We start from the raw sequence: 19,583 nt of genomic DNA, 5'->3' as shown, positions 1-19,583 counted from the left end.
AATATAAAAAATAATGGTTATGAGTGTTGACGTTGGTTATTTGGCAATCATGCGGGATATAAAAAGTAATGAATATTATAAAGAGCCGTTAACGATGCGATTGTATGAACATTTATTAATTGATGCTAATTTTAAAGATGCTTTTTGGAAAGGTGAATTGATAAAGCGAGGGCAAAAAGTAACGAGTGTTAGTAATTTGTCTTTAGAAACTGGATTAACAATAAAGCAAGTTAGAACCGCATTAGACAAACTTATAAAAGGAAAATATTTAGTAAAGAAAACGACAAATAAATATACTTTGTTAACCCTTGTAGAATATGATATAATTACATTTAATGCTATTGATGAGGGCAAACAAACGGCAAACCAACGGCGAACAAATGGCAAACCAACGGCAACAATAGAAGAAAGTAATAATATAAATAAAGAAAAAAGTAAAGAAATAGAGAGGGTGAGTAATAAAAATGCTCTCTCTCACTTCGATTATTTAGAATTAAATTTCAATAAAGAACTTTTAAATCTTATTGCTGATTACAAACCTAAAATATATGATTGGGATTTTTGTATTGAAAAATTTAATGATATGAATTTCAATCGTATTACCGTGACTACTTTAAAGAAGTGGTTAAAAGATGAATTTGATTGGCAAAATAAGAGTTCCAATAGTATTAATCAAAATGAAAAAAATATTAAACTACCACAAAATAAAAGAATACTTTTTAGATCGGATTAAAAAATAGGGGGTTTTTAAAATTGAATTAAAAACAAAAAGAGAGTTACTATAAATAGTTACTCTCTTTTATTTGTTCAAATAGTGATTACACAGGCAATGTGTAAAACTGGAACAAATATAATAATTATTTACTATCAATAACGGGGGTATGGGGTAAAATCTCTATGGATTTAAATTGTTGTACATCGCTGTTTAGCTAGGATTATACTCGGTTGTGTTTTTTTGTAGGGGGGGTGTGAATGTTTATGAATTTAATCTATTAATAAAAATAAAATAAAATTATGAATTTGATTGAACAACAGGAATTGCAAAAGAAAATTATGCAACTAGAGAGTCAAAACGAATTAATGAAAAGACTATCTACTTCAAAAGGCTTTTATGAGTATTATTTTGAATTATTGAAAGCTTCAAAAACCAAAGCCCAGGCGTTTAATAAAACGAATAAATTGTATTCTGAATTATTCGGACGTAAAAGGTATAGCAGTTTTTCAGTCTTTTCTGAAATGGTTAAACTCTAAAACAAGGCATTAGAGTAATTAAAAAAGGTTTTAGTAAACATTTTAAGTCGATAATTAAAATTATCGGCTAAATGTCGGCTAAAACCTTTGTAAAGCCCTATAAATAGGCTTTAATAGTGACCACGGTGGGATTTGAACCCACACGCCCTTGCGAGCACCACCCCCTCAAGATGGCAAGTCTACCGTTTCTCCACGTGGCCTAAAAGTAAAAAAGGTTAAGTAAAAAAATTACTTAACCTTTTGTGACCCGACTGGGGCTCGAACCCAGGACCCCATCATTAAAAGTGATGTGCTCTACCAACTGAGCTATCGAGTCAATGCTCAAGGAAATTATGTTTTAAATCACAATTTGTGACCCGACTGGGGCTCGAACCCAGGACCCCATCATTAAAAGTGATGTGCTCTACCAACTGAGCTATCGAGTCATATTCTTTCCTTGAATGCGGGTGCAAATATAAGGACTTTATTTTAAGTTTTCCAAGCATTTTTATTATAAATTTGTCTTTTTTTAATAATAAATTTTAACACCTTAGTTTATAGGGTTTTATTCTATGAAGAAAATTATACTGTTAGGTTACATGGGTTGCGGAAAGTCAACTATTGCCAAAGAACTATCAAAAAAAATCGAAATTCCTTTTATCGATTTGGACGAATTTATCGAAAAAAAGGTAAAAATGACTATCAAAACGATATTTGCTGAAAAGGGTGAAATCCATTTTAGAAAGCTAGAACACGAATGTTTTGTAGAATTACTGAATTTTACCAATCCAATTATAATCGGTCTAGGTGGGGGAACTCCTTGTTATGCCAATAATCATGAGTTATTAAAAGGAGAAAATGTATTATCTATTTACTTAAAAGCATCTATAGAGACCTTAGTAGATAGATTGTCGTTAAATAAGAGCAATAGACCCCTCATAGCAAACAAAGATGATGTTGAGATGAAAGAGTTTATTGCTACCCATTTATTTGAAAGAAGTTATTATTACAATCAAGCGCAGCATATTGTTACTGTAGATCAAAAAACGATTGAGCAGACTGTAGATGATATTTTGGAGATTTTAGCTTAACCAAGCATAACTGTTGTTGTTTTGGTCAAATTCTACTTGTACATGTTCTAACAAAGAAGTAGAAAGAGAAATTCCTTTAAAGTCCGCTTTTACAGGATATTTTTTATGATTGCGGTCTACTAAGACAGCTGTTTTGAATTTTTTTAAGGGCACATCTAAAAAGTGTTTTACCGCATAAATTAAGGTTGTGCCTGAATTCAACACATCATCAATAAGAATCAATCCTTTATTAGCATAGTCTTCAGAAGGAATAGAGGTTTTTATGCTAAGTTTTGGATTTTGTTTGTCTATGTAAACTTCGCATAAAATAATTTTTAAACTCGAAATGGTTTTCAATTCCTGAGCAATTTTTTCAGCAAATACATAACCATTTGTAGCAATTCCTGCAAGAACAACTTCTTCTTCGTCTATAAAGGTTTCGTAGATTTGGTAAGCAATTCTTTTTGTTTTGTGTTTGATTTCCTGATCTGTTAATATAATGTCTTTGCTCATGATTTATTTTTTTGCTAATGTAACTAAATTTAAATTCCAATATAAAAAATACCAACTTCCAATTTTAAAACGTATATATAACTTTAGTTTTTTATCTCGAAGTTTTGGAATTTGGGATTTATCCCGAAACTTCGGGATTGAACTTTAATCTTCTTCGTCTTCGTGAATTTCGTTCCCAAATTCATCAATATCTCTTCGGTCTTTTTTGGTAGGTCGTCCCGTTCCATTTTTTCGATAATGCTCTTTGGATAATTTTAATAATTCCAAATGCTGATACACTTCCGCAGGAGTGTCATTTCTTCTATAAATATCCACTAGTTTAGCACCCACACGGTTTTCAGGAATGTCTAATACCGTAATGATTTGTGTGATTTGATCTTTTCTAAAAGTGATTTTATCCGTTGGAAAAACTTCCTTAGAGGGCTTGGCGACTATGCCGTTTACTGTGACATGATTTTTTTTGCAGGCTTCGGTCACCAGATTTCGAGTCTTGTAATATCGGACACACCATAAATATTTATCTATTCGCATAAAATTTGTAAAATCAGAGTTAAATAGTTTACAAAAATAAATCAATATTGTATCTTGCGCACTTAAAATTCAGCTATAATGAACAAATTTAAGTATTATTTTATTTTAATAATTACATGCCTCTCTTTATTTTCATGTTCGAAAGACGATAACTCAATTGAAGAAGTGCCTCTTAGAGATTTTGGGGAACAATTTGCAACTGATAAGGCTGCTATTGAAGAATATTTGGAGACTTATTATATAGATGTAGAAGATCCTAATTTTGCTGATAATGATGTAATAATTAAAAAAATAACAAATTCGGATACACAACCTTCTATAATGTCATATTTGAATAGGAGTACTTTTCCAAAGTTATTGAAAAAGCCTGTTGAATTACATGGAATAACTTATGAACTTTATTATTTAGTTTTAAGAGAAGGAGTAGGAGAGTCACCTTGTAATGTTGATGAGGTTTTAACAGCTTATAAAGGAGATTATTTGTATCGTACAGTGGCAAAAGAAGCTGTTCCAGCTTCAGGTGATACACCTGCACAACCAGCTGTACCATCTGTACTTTTAGCGAGTGAGTTTGAGAAATTGATTTATCCTGAATCGTTTTTTAGTTTAAATAATGTTGTTACAGGTTGGAGTGAGGTTTTTCCTGAGTTTAAGACTGGAGACACTCCTGTCTCTAATGCAGACGGAACAGTTACTTATAATAATTTTGGAGCAGGAGTGATGTTTTTACCTTCTGGTTTAGCTTATTATAATAGAGTACAAGGTTCTATACCAAGTTACTCTCCTTTAGTGTTTAGTTTTAAATTGTATGCTGTTAAAAGATCGGATTTTGATAATGATGGAATTCCTTCTTATCTTGAAGATATTAACGGTGATGGTAATGTATACAACGACGATACTGATGGTGATGGAATACCGGACTTTAGAGATGTTGATGATGATGGCGATGGTTTTACTACACGATCTGAAATAACGGTAAATGGAGTTATAACTCCTTTTAATTTAATTCCGGATTGTAATGGAAATACAACTAATCCAGACAGAAAGAAAAAACATTTAGATAAAAACTGCCGCTAAAAAGCAGTAGTATTGAAATATAAAAAATCCCGTCTCGTTTTTTAGAACCAGACGGGATTTTTTTATGTAAATTTTTTGTAACTATTCAGTATATCCTATTTAAGACACTAATTACCTCCAGCTAAAGCTCAATGTCATTAAGCTAAGGATTCGCCCGTTTGGGTCTTACAATTTGAGACAAAAAATTGTAAGCCAATATCGTCTAGTTTATATAAAACTTCTCGATACAATTTTAAATAATAAAGCTATCGTATTATTATTTAAAATTACTCGAAGTGACGACTGAAAAGTTAAACTTAATCACATTGAGCTTTAGCTAGAGGAATAAAATTCAGCTAGTTTTTAATGGCTTTAGCCAAAAGAAAACTATTTTGGCTAAAGCCAATTCGACATTGACTCCCTATCCCTCCAGCTAAAGCTGGAGACAATTGAAAATTATGAATATGAAATAGTTAAAATTTTTTATTTCTGAATTAACCAGTTTTTAAAATCATTAAAAACCTGAGGCGAAACGCCATGACCTATTGGATATTCATTATAAACGGATTCAATTCCTAAATTAGTTAAAAAGGATTTGGTTTTTCTAGCCCATTCTACTGGAATTACCTGATCTACTGTTCCATGAGCTGCAAATATTTTTAAATTTGAAAAGTCATTGTTTTTATAATTTTCTTCAAATATAGGTTCGCTGATATAGCCGCTCAAGGCAATGACTTTTTGAACTTTTTCAGGATAGGAGAGCGCAATTGCTTGACTCAAAATAGCACCTTGGCTAAAGCCTAATAAAGTAATTTGTTCCTTGTCAATAGGGTAGTTAGCAATTAATTCATCAATAAATTGAGCGATTAAATCTCTAGATAATTTAGCTTGTTCGTGATCTGAAAATTTGTTTTCATTGGCATCAAAATTAATAGCGTACCAGGCATAACTTCCGTATTGTAAATCATAAGGAGCACGAGCCGAAATAACATAATATTCTTCGGGTAATTCAGATGCAAATGAGAATAAATCGGCTTCATTGCTGCCGTAACCGTGTAATAATAGCAATAAAGGGTTTTTATCTAATTTTATTTTGGGTTCTCTGATGAGGTGTTCTAAGGATAGATTCATAGTTAGTGTTCAGTGTTCAGTCCCGAAGCTTCGGGATTAGTGTTCAGTTTTGGAACTTGATTCTTCTTCTATATTATACTGAGGTTGGAATTTGGGATTTGTTTTTTTGAGATTTTAAGAGATGCTTTTAAACCATTTTTGATATAAATTTCCAACAAGTGGCATCGGTTTCGTTTCGCCTTTTATAGCGCTAAAAATACCATACGACCAAAGTACCGAAACACATATCCACATTGGAGCCGATATCATCATACTGTCAAAATTACTAATAATCAAGCCCAGCGAAATAAACGTTAAGGTAATCCCTAGTCCTTGACGAATGTGAAAAGAGGCGAAAGGATTTTTGTCTTCGGCATTCATAGACATGGCAATAAAAACGCCAATTCCTAAAATATAACTGGTTATTGCGGCTGTTTTTCCTTCTTCAATTGTATTGTTCATTGTTTATGCTAAAATTAATTTTCCTTGATTTACAATTCCGTATGCTTTTCCTTTTAATTCCATTCCTAAAAAGGCAGAGTTTTTAGATTTCGATAAAATAGCTGTTTTAGTAAAAATGCTTTCTACTTCAGGATTGAATAAGCTGATATTCGCTTTCGAACCTTCTTTTATTGAAGAACTTTCAATGTTGAAAACCGCTTTTCCAGAAGTTAATTTTTCGATTACTTTTTCTAAAGGCAATACGTTCATCAAAGCGCCAAAAGCACTTTCTAAACCAATCGTTCCATTTTTTGCCATATCAAATTCCATCTTTTTGTGTTCAATGTCCATTGGATTATGGTCACTGCTAATCATGTCGATGGTATTGTCCAAAATTCCAGCTAATAAAGCCTGCCTGTCTTCTTCGGTTCTTAATGGCGGAGCAACTTTATATCTGGTATCAAAATGATCTAGTTTTTCATCGGTCAATGTTAGATGATGTACGCTCACACTGCAACTTACTTGCAATCCTTTGGCTTTAGCTTCTTTGATTAAAGCAACCGATTTTGCAGTAGAAATAGTTGGAATGTGCATTTTTCCACCTGTATATTCGAGTAAGAATAAGTTACGGGCTATTTGCAATTCTTCGGCTAAATTCGGAATTCCTTTCAGTCCCAAACGAGTAGAAACAACGCCTTCATTAGCCACACCGTTTCCTTTTATTTTTTCATCTTGGGCAAAAGCAATCACTAAGCCATCAAAATCCTGGGTGTATTGCAAGGCAATTTTTAGCAAATTGGCATTGTCTAAACTTTTATTGTAATCACCAAAGGCAATGGCACCCGCTTGTTTCATATCAAACAATTCCGCCATATCTTTTCCTTCGGCATTTTTGGTCAAAGCACCAATCGGGAAAAGTTCAGTAGCACTCGAATTGGCTTTGCTTTTCACAAAATTAATTTGAGATTGATTGTCAATTACAGGAAAAGAATTAGGTTGTAAAGCAATGCCTGTGAAGCCACTTTTTGCAGCAACAGCAAGTCCATTTGCAATCGTTTCACGGTCTTCAAAACCTGGTTCTCCAAGGCAAACACTGCTATCAAACCAACCTTGTGAAACATGAACATTGTCTAGTTTTATTTCTTCTGCATTGTCTGAATTGTCTAATGATTTTCCAATTTTTTCAATGAATCCATCTACTATTAAAATATCTACCGTTTGATTATGAAAAGGACTTTGAGGGTCGATAATTTTGGCGTTTCGGATGATTAGTTTCATATAAAGAGCAAGTTTTTATTTCAGGAATTTTATAATAGCCATTTCGCATAGTAGGAAGAGCAGTGCAAAGATAACAAACCATTTCCAAAGTTGATTATCCATTCGGTCGGTTTGTATATCATGAAAAACACTTTCAATAGAATCGGCGGTGTTGTATTCGGATAGCAAGTTGTTGTCCAACGGGTTTCGATTGCTTTCAGTTCTATTGTAGTTAAAACTAATGTTTTCTATCCATTGTTTTTGATTGTAAATTTCGAAATTCCCTGCTTCTAAAGGCAAATCATTAAAAGTCATCTTCACTTTAGCATTCATAATTTGCTGAATAGGAATGAAATTTTCGTTCGAATTTTTAACTTCTAAAATTCCGTCTTTCGAAAGCGAAGCATCTACGATAAACGGATTTGAATTACCAATAGTCAGTGCATTTACACCATTATTTTGATTAAACTGAGCCATTTTATAAAAAACAGGAACAATTAATGGCGATTGTTGAAAGTTAGAATTTTCGGTATTGATAGGTGCCGAAAACAAATAAACTGCCGAAACAGCTGTAATCATAGTTGATAAAAAAGCACTTTGATCGTCATAAAATAATGCTGCAGGATTAGAATTGGAAATAGCAAAAGAAGCTTTGGTAGAAGGATATTGGAAATTAGTAATCTTATTTTCAAAAACACCAGAAAATAGTGGATGATTGAAATTGATTTTACTGACCAATTTTTCCACATTTTCATAAGACTTGAATTGGATTTTTCCAAAATTCCCCATAAAAGAATTGAGTGTGGCAATGGAGCTTTTTGCCGACGGAATTACTATAAGATTTCCGCCTTTTTGAACAAAATCTTTTACCGTAATTTGTAAGGCTTGCGGAATTTCGTCTAATTCGTTCAAAACAATTCCGTCTTGTTTTTCAAGGTTGTTGTAGTTTAAAGCAGTTAATTCAGTATTGCTGTAATTGAATTCGTCAGCGGTGTAAATGCGTTGTAGAAATTGACTTTTGGCACTTTCGCCAATGCTAATAATATTGGTTTTTTTGACTTTCGAAATACTAAAATAGTAGGTATTGTCATAACTCAAACTGTTATCAGAAATGGAAACGTAGCCTTGAAATTCTTGTTTAGGAATAGTAAAATGCAAAGTTTTTTTCGAAGTTTCTAGGTTAGCAACCGTTTTTGCAACCAATTTATTTTGATTGTAAATGGCCAATGAAATGGATTTTATATCGTCTCCAAAACGGGATACGTTCACATTAATATCATAGAAATCATTTGTTGTTTCGTTAATAAAAACGCTGTCAATAGCAACATTGTTTTTTTGTTCTGATTTTGGAATGATAAAATAACTCACATCATTTTTAGAAATGTTTTTGAGTTGTTTTGGGTCAATTCCAATAGCATCCGTTATAATAACAATATCTTTTTTTGCATTTGTAGAATGTGCATTTATTTGGGCTATTACATGATCTAATTCAAACGGAATGGCACTGTATTTTAAATTTTGTAACGTACTTCTAACCGATTTTATATCTGTATTCCAATAACTTTCGGTATTGGTTAAAAGCGAGAAATTTTTGTTTTCGGGAGTTGCTTCCAGTAATTCTTGTACAGCCCTTTTGAGTAATTCGCCTTTTTTTCCTTTGGCTTGCATGCTAAAAGAATTGTCGAGAACAATATACATTTCATTAGAACTATTCTTGTTGTCTTTAGCTTCAAAAAAAGGTTGGGCGAAAGCCAAAATAATAAATGTAAGCAACAATAAACGACAAGAAAGCAACAACCATTTTTTTAATTTCGAACTTTTTCTGGTTTGAATAGTTAGTGATTTTAAAAACCGAACATTCGTGAAATATTCTTTTTTAAATCGGCGGAATTGAAACAAATGAACCAAAATAGGTACAATCAATAAGAACAGAAAGTATAAAATTTCGGGATGTTTGAATTGCATTCTTATTTTTGATTTTATTTAGTACCCAAAAATAGTTAAAACTATGCACTTTAGTGTATTTTCCTTTCAGCTTCTAAAAATATTCACCACAAATTCGCAAATTTAAAGACTTGGAAAGAAAAAAATAATTTGCGAATTTGCGGTGAATTTTACTTTTCAACCTCACAGATTTTCAGTCTGCCAAACCAAATCATGTTTTTATTAGATTATCCGTTGTGGATTAATATGTATTTTAGCATTCATAAAAATAAGAAAATGAAAAAAGGTATTCTAATTGCATGTGTGTTGTTGTTTTGTATTCGGGTTCAAGCTCAGGAAAATAAATTGAATTTACTTATTGGTACTTATACTAACAGTTGCGAAAGTAAAGGTATTTATGTCTATGATTTTGATATGGATACTGCTGAATTTAATTTTAAAAATGCTTCTTCTTCGGTTGTTAGTCCTAGTTATTTATCGGTTTCTAATGATAATCAATTTGTATATGCTGTTAATGAAAATGGCGCTAATAGTGCAGTAAGTTCGTTTAAATTTGATTCCAAAAGTGGCACAATAAATCTCATGAATCAGCAAGATTCTAAAGGTGCAGATCCTTGTTATATTATTAATGACGAAAAAAATGTTATTGTTGCTAATTATTCTGGAGGAAATATTGCTGTCTTTGGAAAGAATGAAGACGGAAGTATAACAGAAGCTAAACAGGTAATTCAGCATTTTGGTAAAGGAATAAATGTAGAACGACAAGAGAAACCACATGTTCACATGGTTTATTTTTCACCGGATAAAAAGTTTGTTTTAGCTAATGATTTAGGGATCGACAAGGTGTATTCTTATCATTATGATTCCAATTCAACAAATGAACCTTTGCGAATTTCAGATAGTATTGCTGTGAAATTAGGAAGTGGACCCAGACATTTAACGTTTAGTAATGACGGAAAAAAGGTTTATTTATTACAAGAATTAGATGGTAGCTTAACTACTTTTAATTATTCGGATGGAAAATTAAAAAAAATAGATGAAACTACTATTTTGGCAAAAGGTTTCACTGGAACTTTTAGTTCAGCCGATATTCATATCTCGCCTGACGGGAAATTTTTATATGCTTCAAATAGAGGAGAGGCAAATACTATTTCTATTTTTAAAGTTAAAAAGAATGGTAAGTTAGAGTCATTAGGACAAACGAGTACATTGGGTCAAGGACCTCGAAATTTCGCCATTGATCCTTCGGGGAATTTTCTTTTGGTTGCCCATCAATATTCGAATAATGTAGTCATTTTTAAAAGAGATAAGACAACAGGGGAGTTAACTGATACAGGAAAAAGAATCGAATTGTGTTCTCCTGTTTGCGTGGTTTTTACAAAGTAAAGTTTCTAAAAGTTAGAAGCTGGAAGTTAGAAGTGGGAATGAAAAAATCAGATCTTAGATTAAGATGGACAACATCTAATCTAAAATCTGATTTTTTTTGTGCTTTCTATAATCTGCCTTCTAAAATCTGTTCTCTTATTTTTTCTTCTTCTTTTTTGCAGCTTGTTTTTTTAGCATGTTTCTATTAACAGAACCATGCGTTTTTTTCTTGGTGACACCAGGTCCACCCAAATTGACTTTTTTGTTCTTTTTGCTTTTTTCTTGAAAAGCACCATCTCCTGTCAATTTTGGTTTTTTCATTAAAATTTTAATCGGCTGTCTGTCTTTTTCAGGGCCAATTAATTTTATAGAAATTTCCACTTCTTCAGGGAAATCTTCAATTGCTAATTCTGTATTCATTAGCACTTCAACTTCAACTTTAGCTTCTTGTTCGCGTGGTGTAACAAAACTAATTGCAGTTCCTGTTGCATCGGCACGACCAGTACGACCTATACGGTGCATGTACAGTTCAGGTTCTTCGGGCATTTCAAAATTGACTACATGAGTAATATTCGAAATATCCAAACCTCTGGCCATAATGTCCGTTGTAATCAATCCGCGAAGTGCTCCTTCCTGGAAGGAAGCCATTGTATTTAAACGGTAATTTTGAGACTTATTGGAATGGATCACACCAAATTGCCCTTCAAAATCTTCTTCGATAGACTCATGAAGCATATCGGAAATCTTTTTGTTATTTACAAAAATCAAAACCCGACTCATGTCTTCGTTGGTTGCTAATAAATGTTTTAGCAAATTGACTTTGGTATTGAAATTAGGAACGTTATAAGTGATTTGTTTGATGTTTTCTAATGGAGTTCCTGATGCTGCCAGAGTTACTTCTTCTGGATAATCGAAATAATCGTTCAAAATAGCATCAACTTCATCGGTCATAGTCGCCGAAAATAAAATGTTCTGACGTTTTTTAGGCATCATCGCTAATAGGGCTGTAATCTGAGTTCGGAAACCTAAATTCAACATTTCGTCAAATTCGTCAATAATCAACTTTTGCATGTCTTCAAAGCGCACCACATTGTCTAGCGTTAAATCCATGGTTCTACCTGGAGTTCCTACAAGAATGTCTGAACCTTCATAGACTGATTTTTTTTGTGTATTGATATTGACACCACCAAAAATCCCAATAGTTCGAATAGACATGAACTGGGTTAGCTTTTCTATTTCTTCTACAACCTGAACAACAAGCTCTCTGGTAGGAACTAAAATGACAATTTTAGGAGTATGCGTAACACTAAATTTGTATTGTTTTAGTATTGGTAATAAGTAGGCAAAGGTTTTACCTGTACCTGTTTGTGCAATTCCCATCATATCTCTTCCAGACATAATTACAGAAAAAGATTTCTCCTGAATAGGAGTTGGGGTAGTAATCCCTAATTCATCGATTGCTTTTTGTAATGATTTAGGAAGATTGAATTGCTCGAAAGTAGCCATAAAACGTATATTTTGTGCAAAGATAGTCTTTTTGAAAATAACGGTAAAATAGAAAGGCTAGCTTATTTTTTTACCGCAAATTCGCTAATTAAAATTTACCCTTTTCAACATTCAATACTGAAATTGTAGCCGAATAAAAAATCAGAATCATATTGACGATTTCAAAAAATAAAAATTTGCCAATTTGCTGTGGAATTGATTAATGATTGGTGTTGCAGATGGAGCTTAGAAAATGATTTATTTGAATCTTAAATCCCAGGAAATTGTAAGCGAATAAATCCAAAAATAATTCCCTGGATCAAAACTTATTTCTTGATGCGCTACATCCAATTGTGCGCCTAAAGCATTTTTATTTTTATTAGTTGTAAAGAAGTAACTTAGGTTAAAACGTTGTGTTTTTAAATTTACAATTGCCGCATTGTTTGCATCATTAAATTGGTTTATTTCTGGCGAAACCCCCATGCTGAATAACAAACCGATATAATTATCGGCATTACTTCTGTATTTTCTATAGTTTAATGCAGCTGATGTACTAGTTCCTCCTTCACCAGGGGTAAAATAAGGGCGTAATGACCAATAACTATTTCCAGTGTACCAACCAATAGAACCTGTGTAAATATTAGTTGTAGTACTGTATTTTAAAGTTCGAAAACCTGCCGAAATTTCTAAACTATGTGGTAGTGATTTGTACAATTCGCCGCCATATCTTAAATCTGGAAAAAGGAAAGTATTTGCAAAGCCAATATTTACATAAGCATACAATCCTTTGGTTATTTTAGGATACAAATCAAATTCTATTTGAGAACCATTTTCGTTAAAACGACGGTTGAAATTATATTTACCTATAATACTTCCGTATTTTGTTTGTTTACCATAACTTAAGGTGTAGTATTGCATCGGATCAAATACTTTAGAATATATATCTACTGCTGCTCTTAATCCAATAGTATTAGTACGCAATGTACTGTTTAAATTATCTAAGAATTCTTTGGCTTCTTGATTTTCTGGGTTGTTGGTAACAATAGTTTTTACCTCAGTTTGTGCCTCTAGTGGATTATTAGTGTTTTTTAGCGCGGTAGCTTTTAGCAAAGTAATTTCGGGATTGTTTGGAAAAATCTTCAATGCCGTTTTAGCCATTGCTAAAGCGTCATAATGTGCATCACTCCAAGATTCATTTTTAATAGCAGCAATCCAGTTTTCTTTGTTTTGAGGTGCTTTTTCAATAACATAAGCAAACTCTTTTCTGGCCTTTTTATAGTCGCCATCCCATGCGTAGGTAGAAGCTAGGAAACTACGAATATCATGATAGTTTGGATATTTTTTCAAGATATTTATTAAGGTGTCTTGTGCCTGTTTTCTTTGTTGATTAAAAGCCAGTTGTCTTGCTGTTTCAAAAGAAGTATCAGGATTCCCATTGTATGGCGTAACAACTTGTCCTTGCATTTGGAAAAAGCAAGCAAATGTAAACAGTATCGCTAATTTGATAATTGGTTTGCTTATCATTATTTCAATTCTTTTTTGAGTTTGATATATTCACTATTGTTTGGGTCTTTTTTTAGCATACTATCAATGGTTTGATGTGCCATAGCGTTATGATTTGTTCGTAGGTATGCTTTAGCTAATTTAATACCTAATTCAGGATTCTTAACGTCGTTTTTTAAAGCTTGTTTAGCAATTTGAATTCCTTTTTTATCTTGGTTAGTCCACCAATAAACGTCCATTAAAGCAAGGTAACTATCATAATAGAAAGGCGTTCTTTTTATAACCTCTAATAATTCTTTTTCAGAGTTTTTATAATCTTTGTCCCATGCTAGCGTTCTTCCTTTTAACGTTCTTACATCGGCATAATTAGGTAATTCATTTAAGATGTAATTGCATAGTACACGTGCTTCTTTTCTTTGACTATTAAATGCTAAATCTCTGGCTTTAAAGAAGATTTGATCGGTGTTTAATTTCGCAGTCTCTTTTTTGATAAATGCTAATTCTTCTTTTGAAAATTCGAAAGATGCTTTGCTGTAAATCAACAAAGATTTTGGTATAATTTTGTTCTTTTGAGTCAAATAAGCATTGAGTTTTTTTGTTTCTTGTAAACTATCTTCTATTGTTTTTAAGAGTTCACTATCGCTAATTTTAGTGGTTTCAAAGTTTTGATCAATTTTGAACAAATCGCCATTTGAATATAAATATTCTTTATAGATAAACTCATTGATTACGCCTTTATTTTGCATAATAGGAATAGTATGAATGTTTCTAAAACGCTTTACCGTGTCTAAACCAGAACTCATCCAAGCTGTTTTTTCCAGTTTATTCATTTTATAATTATTCATTAAAAACGAAAGTAAACTAGGAGTAATATCCCAATGAGATGAAACCGATTTAAAGGATTCAGCTTTTTTGAGCATCGGACTGTAGATGTACAATGGCACATGAAAACGGCATAACTTGTCTTTTTGGGCAATTGGAATCAAACGATGATCTCCGGTTATCACAAAAATAGTGTTCTTATAATCAGGTCTTTTAGCATAAGATTCCATGAATTTTTGAATCGAATGATCGGTGTACAACAAACTCGCGTAGATGTTTTTATAGGTTTCAACTTCCGATTTTGAAAGGTCTAGCGTTTTGTTTGTATTGATAATATGATCTACTTTTTTTAAATACTCAGGTTTCTCTGGAAAATCAAAAGGTTCATGATTGGTTAAGGTCATAACAATATCTAAGCGCGGCCCTTTTTTAGTTTCAATTTCAGTAAGCGTCTTTTTGAAAATTTCAGCATCAGGATAGCCCCAACTAAAACCTCCAGAGTTTGCTTTTGTTTTTTTATAGCTTGGCCCAAATTTATTAATATCAATAACATCATCAATGTTGTTGTATTCTAAGAAATTGATACGGTGGTCAAAACTGGATTCATCACCACAGTAAAAAGTAGTGTTGTAACCATTAGATTTTAAAATGCTAATAAGTGAGCTGTGAGCTGGTAAGGGTTTCATTTCCAGAAAACCTTTTTCGCCGTAAGGCAATGAACCTAAAATAGAAGGCAAGGCTCCAAATGTTCGTCCAGCATTACTAACAAAATTTTCCCAATATAATGATTTTGGTATTAAGGAGTCTAAATATGGGGTAAAGCCACGGTATTCATTTTTCCCAACAAACTCATCGCCCAATCCCTCCACAATAATCATAACAATATTTGGTTTTTCGTCTTTAATTTCGAAAAAAGGAGCTAAAACATCAGGTGTGGCTGAAAAAGGCTTTAACAAAGGATATTCTTTTTTATAACTTAAATTGGCAGCACTGAATTGTTTTTTATCTTCTTGAAATCGGATAATATCGGTTGTAAAATAGGCAAACTTATTTTGAAACTGAGATTCTGAAATATTTGGTATAAAAAATTTCATTCCAAAACAAAAAACAGTAGTTATTCCAGCAATTGCATATAAGTTTTTGGAATTTATTTTTTTTGAAATTAAGGTGTTAATTCCCCAAAAGAACAATGGAAAAAAAATAAATGGTACAAAATATAAAATAGAAAATGTTTCTGATGCTGTTACGGTGGTGTACATATCATCAGTAGAATACCCTAAAAAATCAGCTCCTAGATTTACTAATGTAGTTAAATGGTATTTAGTTAATGCAAATTGACCAATAATAATTAGTAAAAAAACAACTTTTACAGGAATGTCTTTCCATTTCATCTTGCTATAATGCAAGATGAAATAGAGTGGTAAAAATAAAAGACTGATTAAGAAAACAGTCCAAAAATCATTAATAAGTTTGTAAAATAGCGCAATGCCACTGTTAGGAATTGCAATTCCAGCGTAATATTTAGCTAAAATTTCGAAAATACTAATGAACCAAAAAGTGATTGCCATTGAAAAACACAAATAGCCATAGCTAAAGTGATTTTTTACTTGTTGATTATTGTCCATTGAAGATAATTTGTGTAAATTTTAAAATTAATTATTGCTCATTCCTTTTCGAGTCATTTCGCCCCATTTGATGGTTTTGTTGAAATAGTAATCAAAATTTCCTTTTATTGCTGCATATAAAATAAAGGGATGATTGAGTATGGGTTCTGTAAAAGCAGTTTTGACGAGTTGCAAGCCCATTCCTTTTTTAGTATATTGGTGATAAGTAAGCTCTTCGGTTATGATGGTAATTATAGAAAATAATACTGTGAAAAGATAGGCTAAAACAAGAAATACTATGGCGTAATCCCAAACAACATTATTGGTCACAATAAGTAATAAAAAGTAAAACAAGCCTAGCACTTCTACAATGGGAGCTAACCTTTCAAATAAAAACCAATATGGATAACTAAGAGTTCCTAATGAATTGTATTTAGGATTGAATCCTATTTTTCTGTGTTTTTTAAGTGTTTCAATGGTACCACGAGTCCATCGGTTTCTTTGAGAGATAAAAATTTTGTAACTGTCTGGAGCTTCTGTCCAACATAGAGGATCTGGAATGTAAGCCACTTTATATTTTACTTTTTGTTCTTCCATATAGCGTCTCATTCGTACAATAATTTCCATGTCTTCGCCCACTGTTTTAGTGTCGTATCCACCTACTTCAAGTGCGATTTTTTTATCAAATAATCCAAAGGCTCCTGAGATAACTAATAATCCATTAAGTTTACTCCATGCCATTCGACCCAATAGAAAAGCTCTTAGATATTCTAAAATTTGTCCTCTTACAATTCGGTTGTTGGGAAAATTGATATCAAGTAATTTACCGTCTTTTATAATACAAGAATTTGCAATTCTAATAACTCCTCCAGCGGCAATAACCTTGTGATCGGTAGCTTCCAAAAAAGGTTTTATCATTTTTTGCAAAGAATCTTCTAGTAATAAACAGTCAACATCGATACAGGCAACATACTTATTAGTACTAATATTTAAGCCTAAATTTAGTGCATCAGCTTTTCCTCCATTTTCCTTGTCAACCACAATCAATTTTTCAAAAGCAGGATTTGTAGATTTAAATACGCCTTTTCTAAGTGGCTTTGTTGGAATCTGATTGTTGATTAAATAATCTACTTTAACTAAATCGTAAGCCGCAATTAGTTTTTCTAAACTATCATCTTTACTACCATCATTTATAATAATTACATCATAATTTACGTAATGATTGGAAAGCAAAGAACGCACATTTTCTACAATGTTCAAGCTTTCATTATACGCAGGAGCAATGATAGAAATAGATGGAGAAATGGATGATGATAATATTTCGGTATAGTTTACAAAACTATTTTTTTTCATATAATTAACGGTTTCAAAAGCTGATATTATTGCTAAAATAATATAAGATGATATAGCAGCCGCAGCAAAACCAAAAAAAATATAATCGAAAAAGTTGATGAGTTGTTCGGGTAAATTTATAATCATAATTAACTGGCTATAGTTAAATCGTTATCTATTGAGTAATCTGGAGTTATGGTGTTGATTCTAAAAGTGTTATCTTCGTCAACAATAATTAAGTTTAAGATTTTCATTACTGAAATTCGAATGAAAAAATTCTCGTGTTGTATGTGCTCTTTGATAAACGGAATATCTTCAGGCATTGCCATATCTTCCATCATTTTGAAAAAAGCAATTTGCTCTTCTAGTGTTCTAGTAAAATAATCTTCTTTTAAAATTGCAGTTGCTTCGTAAATTCCTAAATGCGTAACAACTTCTATCGCTTCAATTCTAATATCGATATTAGGATGGTTAAAAAGTGCAATAACTTCGTCTTTAACTCCAAATTGATTGTATATTTTAGCCAATTTTAGCGTAAATGAGATAACAGAATTGTTTTTAGATTGCAACCAATTATTCATTTCCGGAATCTCTAAATTAGTAAATTTATTTAAAATTTCTAGTAATTGAATTTGATCCCATGCCGAAAGTGGATTTTCTAATACATTTAAAAATTTAAGTCCATCAAAACGAAATAACTTGACTAAATATTTTTGAATTTCATTACGCACTTCTTTCCTAGGATGATTCACTAATAGAATAATTGCATCATGTGCTTCTTTAATTTCAAATTGTGTTAACTCTCTTATAGCACGAGCTACACTGTCCCATTTTTTGCTTTTAAGTTTAGAAGTAGCTGAGTTGATTAATCCTGTTTGATAGTATAAATTTTGAATTGCATCGGCAGTTTCACCTGAAATCTCATTTTTAAGTTTTAAAAAAGTGGCAATTATTAATTTTCTTTTTAAACGATTTTCAGCACATTTTTTTAAATAAACAACAATTTTTTGTTGTTGTACAGTTATGTTAGTGTCATCCTCATTTCCAGCATATAGATATTCTATAAGATCAGACTCATATTTTTTTTGATACGTCGCTTCAATTCGTCCTTTTAATCGTAATCGATTTCTAAGATTTTTTAGATAGATAAGTAATAGAACTATGATTGCTATAAAAAGCAATGATAAATCAATACAAAATTGAATAATTGGGTGCGAATTGTATAATGCAACAATACTATTTTGGAGTAATTCAAACATAACAGTTGATTTAAAACTTTACTGCAACAACCTCTTGATACGAATGATTAATTCGTTAGGACTAAAAGGTTTGCTCATAAAATCGGTTGCACCTAAGTTAAAAGCGTTCAGAACCATTTCTTCCTGACCTGCAGAAGAAAATACAACAATAGGAGTTTTCATTTCCAGTTTGTTTCTAACATGGCTAATTACTTCCAGCCCACTAATGAAAGGCATCATTATATCAGTAAGAATCATGTCGGGATTGTTCTCCTCAATTAGATCAACGGCTTCTTTACCATTAGTAGCTATTAAAAGTTTATAACCTTCTTTTTCTAATTTGAATTGCAACAATTTTGAAAGGATTGAATTATCCTCTGCCAGAACAATTTTTTTTGAAAGATTCATTTTCTTGTAGGTTATTAGTTTTGTATTGGGGTTGTTTACAGCGTAAAAATAATAAAAAAAAACAATTGTATCGATTAAGTGCATAAAAAAACCGATAAAGTGCATTTTTTATGATAATTTTATGTAAAAGTATTACAGGAATTGTGTTTTGTTTTTTTGCTCCTTCGTCAGAAATAATTAAAACTTTTCAAAACCTTAGCCCCAAAAGAGCAAAATCATATTGTACAAGATCAGTGGAATCAAATTCTCAAAGTTTAGTATCTAATTTGAAAAGCGATTTTCTGTCGTTTTGTATCCTTATCCTTAGTCAATAATTCATCTGGATCTTTGATAGGTGGTTTTCTATATATTTTCGAAATAGTTTTTTTTACCACTTTGGAAATTAAGTGTTCCAAGTCCTTAAGGAGTTACATTTTGCAATTAGGATTGCATTTTCCATTTTGTAATTTTTTAGTTTTAGTAGCAAATCAAATATTATTTCAAATAGCACTACATCGGGGTATTGTAAAATCAAACTTAAATTTCTTTATTGAGCCCAATTTAAACAAAGCTCTATTAGATATTTTATATGATTTTAGGAGTAATAAATATGATAATTTTTTAGAAGAATATTTTTCGATAGGAAAGGCAAATTTTGAAAGAATAATTAACTTGTTTTTGAATAAATTTAACGA

At 31.8% G+C, this 19,583-nt stretch carries 17 protein-coding genes and 3 tRNA genes; 5 read left to right on the top strand and 15 right to left on the bottom strand.

All coding sequences use genetic code 11. From position 1 onward, the window contains the following. Positions 1-19 precede the first annotated feature (19 nt). Complete coding sequence (locus tag AAGV28_RS08275) at positions 20-733, top strand: hypothetical protein (RefSeq protein ID WP_373406345.1); 714 nt, start codon at positions 20-22, stop codon at positions 731-733. A gap of 281 nt (positions 734-1,014) precedes the next feature. Next, positions 1,015-1,251: a hypothetical protein gene (locus AAGV28_RS08270; protein WP_373406344.1), complete on the top strand. Its 237-nt coding sequence runs from the start codon at positions 1,015-1,017 to the stop codon at positions 1,249-1,251. A 117-nt stretch (positions 1,252-1,368) separates the two neighbouring features. On the opposite strand, the gene AAGV28_RS08265 is transcribed toward AAGV28_RS08270, so the two are convergent. From AAGV28_RS08265 to AAGV28_RS08255, 3 genes are all read right to left on the bottom strand, one after another. Next, positions 1,369-1,451 (bottom strand) — tRNA-Leu (locus AAGV28_RS08265). A gap of 43 nt (positions 1,452-1,494) precedes the next feature. Next, positions 1,495-1,567: transfer RNA gene (locus AAGV28_RS08260), tRNA-Lys, on the bottom strand. 36 nt (positions 1,568-1,603) lie between these two features. Beyond that, positions 1,604-1,676, bottom strand: a tRNA-Lys gene (locus AAGV28_RS08255). A 126-nt stretch (positions 1,677-1,802) separates the two neighbouring features. On the opposite strand from AAGV28_RS08255, the gene AAGV28_RS08250 reads away from it, so the two are divergent. Next, complete coding sequence (locus AAGV28_RS08250; RefSeq protein WP_373406343.1) at positions 1,803-2,321, top strand: shikimate kinase; 519 nt, start codon at positions 1,803-1,805, stop codon at positions 2,319-2,321. On the opposite strand, the gene AAGV28_RS08245 is transcribed toward AAGV28_RS08250, so the two are convergent. Then, on the bottom strand, positions 2,313-2,813 hold the full coding sequence (locus AAGV28_RS08245; protein WP_373406342.1) for a phosphoribosyltransferase family protein: 501 nt from the start codon (positions 2,811-2,813) through the stop codon (positions 2,313-2,315). The two genes, AAGV28_RS08250 and AAGV28_RS08245, sit on opposite strands and share 9 nt — an antisense overlap. A gap of 144 nt (positions 2,814-2,957) precedes the next feature. Next, the gene (locus AAGV28_RS08240) at positions 2,958-3,344 is read right to left on the bottom strand and encodes an RNA-binding S4 domain-containing protein (protein ID WP_373406341.1); all 387 of its coding nucleotides are present in this window, start codon (positions 3,342-3,344) and stop codon (positions 2,958-2,960) included. 78 nt (positions 3,345-3,422) lie between these two features. Here AAGV28_RS08240 and AAGV28_RS08235 point away from each other — a divergent pair, with 78 nt between their 5' ends. Beyond that, positions 3,423-4,421 carry an FKBP-type peptidyl-prolyl cis-trans isomerase gene (locus AAGV28_RS08235; RefSeq protein ID WP_373406340.1) on the top strand — a complete coding sequence of 333 codons (999 nt, stop codon included), beginning with the start codon at positions 3,423-3,425 and terminating at the stop codon, positions 4,419-4,421. A 462-nt stretch (positions 4,422-4,883) separates the two neighbouring features. Here the strand turns inward: AAGV28_RS08235 and AAGV28_RS08230 are convergent, their stop codons facing one another. The 4 genes from AAGV28_RS08230 to AAGV28_RS08215 all read right to left on the bottom strand — a co-directional run bounded on the left by AAGV28_RS08230 (position 4,884) and on the right by AAGV28_RS08215 (position 9,173). After that, entirely contained in the window at positions 4,884-5,531 is a 648-nt protein-coding gene (locus AAGV28_RS08230; protein WP_373406339.1) for an alpha/beta hydrolase, read from the bottom strand. Positions 5,532-5,645: 114 nt separating this feature from the next. Next, positions 5,646-5,972 (bottom strand): hypothetical protein, encoded by a 327-nt coding sequence (locus tag AAGV28_RS08225; RefSeq protein ID WP_373406338.1) that lies wholly within the window; start codon positions 5,970-5,972, stop codon positions 5,646-5,648. A gap of 3 nt (positions 5,973-5,975) precedes the next feature. After that, positions 5,976-7,229, bottom strand: coding sequence for a dihydroorotase (locus AAGV28_RS08220; protein ID WP_373406337.1), 1,254 nt, complete (start codon positions 7,227-7,229; stop codon positions 5,976-5,978). Positions 7,230-7,244: 15 nt separating this feature from the next. After that, complete coding sequence (locus AAGV28_RS08215; RefSeq protein WP_373406336.1) at positions 7,245-9,173, bottom strand: BatA domain-containing protein; 1,929 nt, start codon at positions 9,171-9,173, stop codon at positions 7,245-7,247. Between the two features lie 255 nt (positions 9,174-9,428). Here AAGV28_RS08215 and AAGV28_RS08210 point away from each other — a divergent pair, with 255 nt between their 5' ends. After that, the gene (locus AAGV28_RS08210; protein ID WP_373406335.1) at positions 9,429-10,538 is read left to right on the top strand and encodes a lactonase family protein; all 1,110 of its coding nucleotides are present in this window, start codon (positions 9,429-9,431) and stop codon (positions 10,536-10,538) included. Positions 10,539-10,673: 135 nt separating this feature from the next. Here AAGV28_RS08210 and AAGV28_RS08205 read toward each other — a convergent pair whose 3' ends face one another. The 6 genes from AAGV28_RS08205 to AAGV28_RS08180 all read right to left on the bottom strand — a co-directional run bounded on the left by AAGV28_RS08205 (position 10,674) and on the right by AAGV28_RS08180 (position 18,909). Beyond that, the gene (locus tag AAGV28_RS08205) at positions 10,674-12,023 is read right to left on the bottom strand and encodes a DEAD/DEAH box helicase (RefSeq protein ID WP_373406334.1); all 1,350 of its coding nucleotides are present in this window, start codon (positions 12,021-12,023) and stop codon (positions 10,674-10,676) included. Between the two features lie 237 nt (positions 12,024-12,260). After that, positions 12,261-13,526 (bottom strand): YaiO family outer membrane beta-barrel protein, encoded by a 1,266-nt coding sequence (locus AAGV28_RS08200; protein ID WP_373406333.1) that lies wholly within the window; start codon positions 13,524-13,526, stop codon positions 12,261-12,263. Beyond that, a complete protein-coding gene (locus tag AAGV28_RS08195) occupies positions 13,526-15,952 on the bottom strand; it encodes a sulfatase-like hydrolase/transferase (RefSeq protein ID WP_373406332.1) in 2,427 nt (808 codons plus the stop codon). The genes AAGV28_RS08200 and AAGV28_RS08195 overlap by 1 nt, the downstream gene beginning before the upstream one ends. Positions 15,953-15,979: 27 nt before the next feature. Then, positions 15,980-17,410 (bottom strand): glycosyltransferase family 2 protein, encoded by a 1,431-nt coding sequence (locus AAGV28_RS08190; protein WP_373406331.1) that lies wholly within the window; start codon positions 17,408-17,410, stop codon positions 15,980-15,982. Positions 17,411-17,412: 2 nt separating this feature from the next. Continuing rightward, positions 17,413-18,522, bottom strand: coding sequence for a hypothetical protein (locus tag AAGV28_RS08185; protein ID WP_373406330.1), 1,110 nt, complete (start codon positions 18,520-18,522; stop codon positions 17,413-17,415). An 18-nt stretch (positions 18,523-18,540) separates the two neighbouring features. After that, positions 18,541-18,909 (bottom strand): response regulator transcription factor, encoded by a 369-nt coding sequence (locus tag AAGV28_RS08180; protein WP_373406329.1) that lies wholly within the window; start codon positions 18,907-18,909, stop codon positions 18,541-18,543. Positions 18,910-19,583: the final 674 nt, after the last annotated feature.

This window comes from Flavobacterium zubiriense (assembly GCF_041729725.1).
In the GTDB taxonomy this organism is placed as follows: Bacteria; Bacteroidota; Bacteroidia; order Flavobacteriales; family Flavobacteriaceae; genus Flavobacterium; species Flavobacterium zubiriense.
This window is presented reverse-complemented; position numbering and strand designations above follow the sequence as displayed.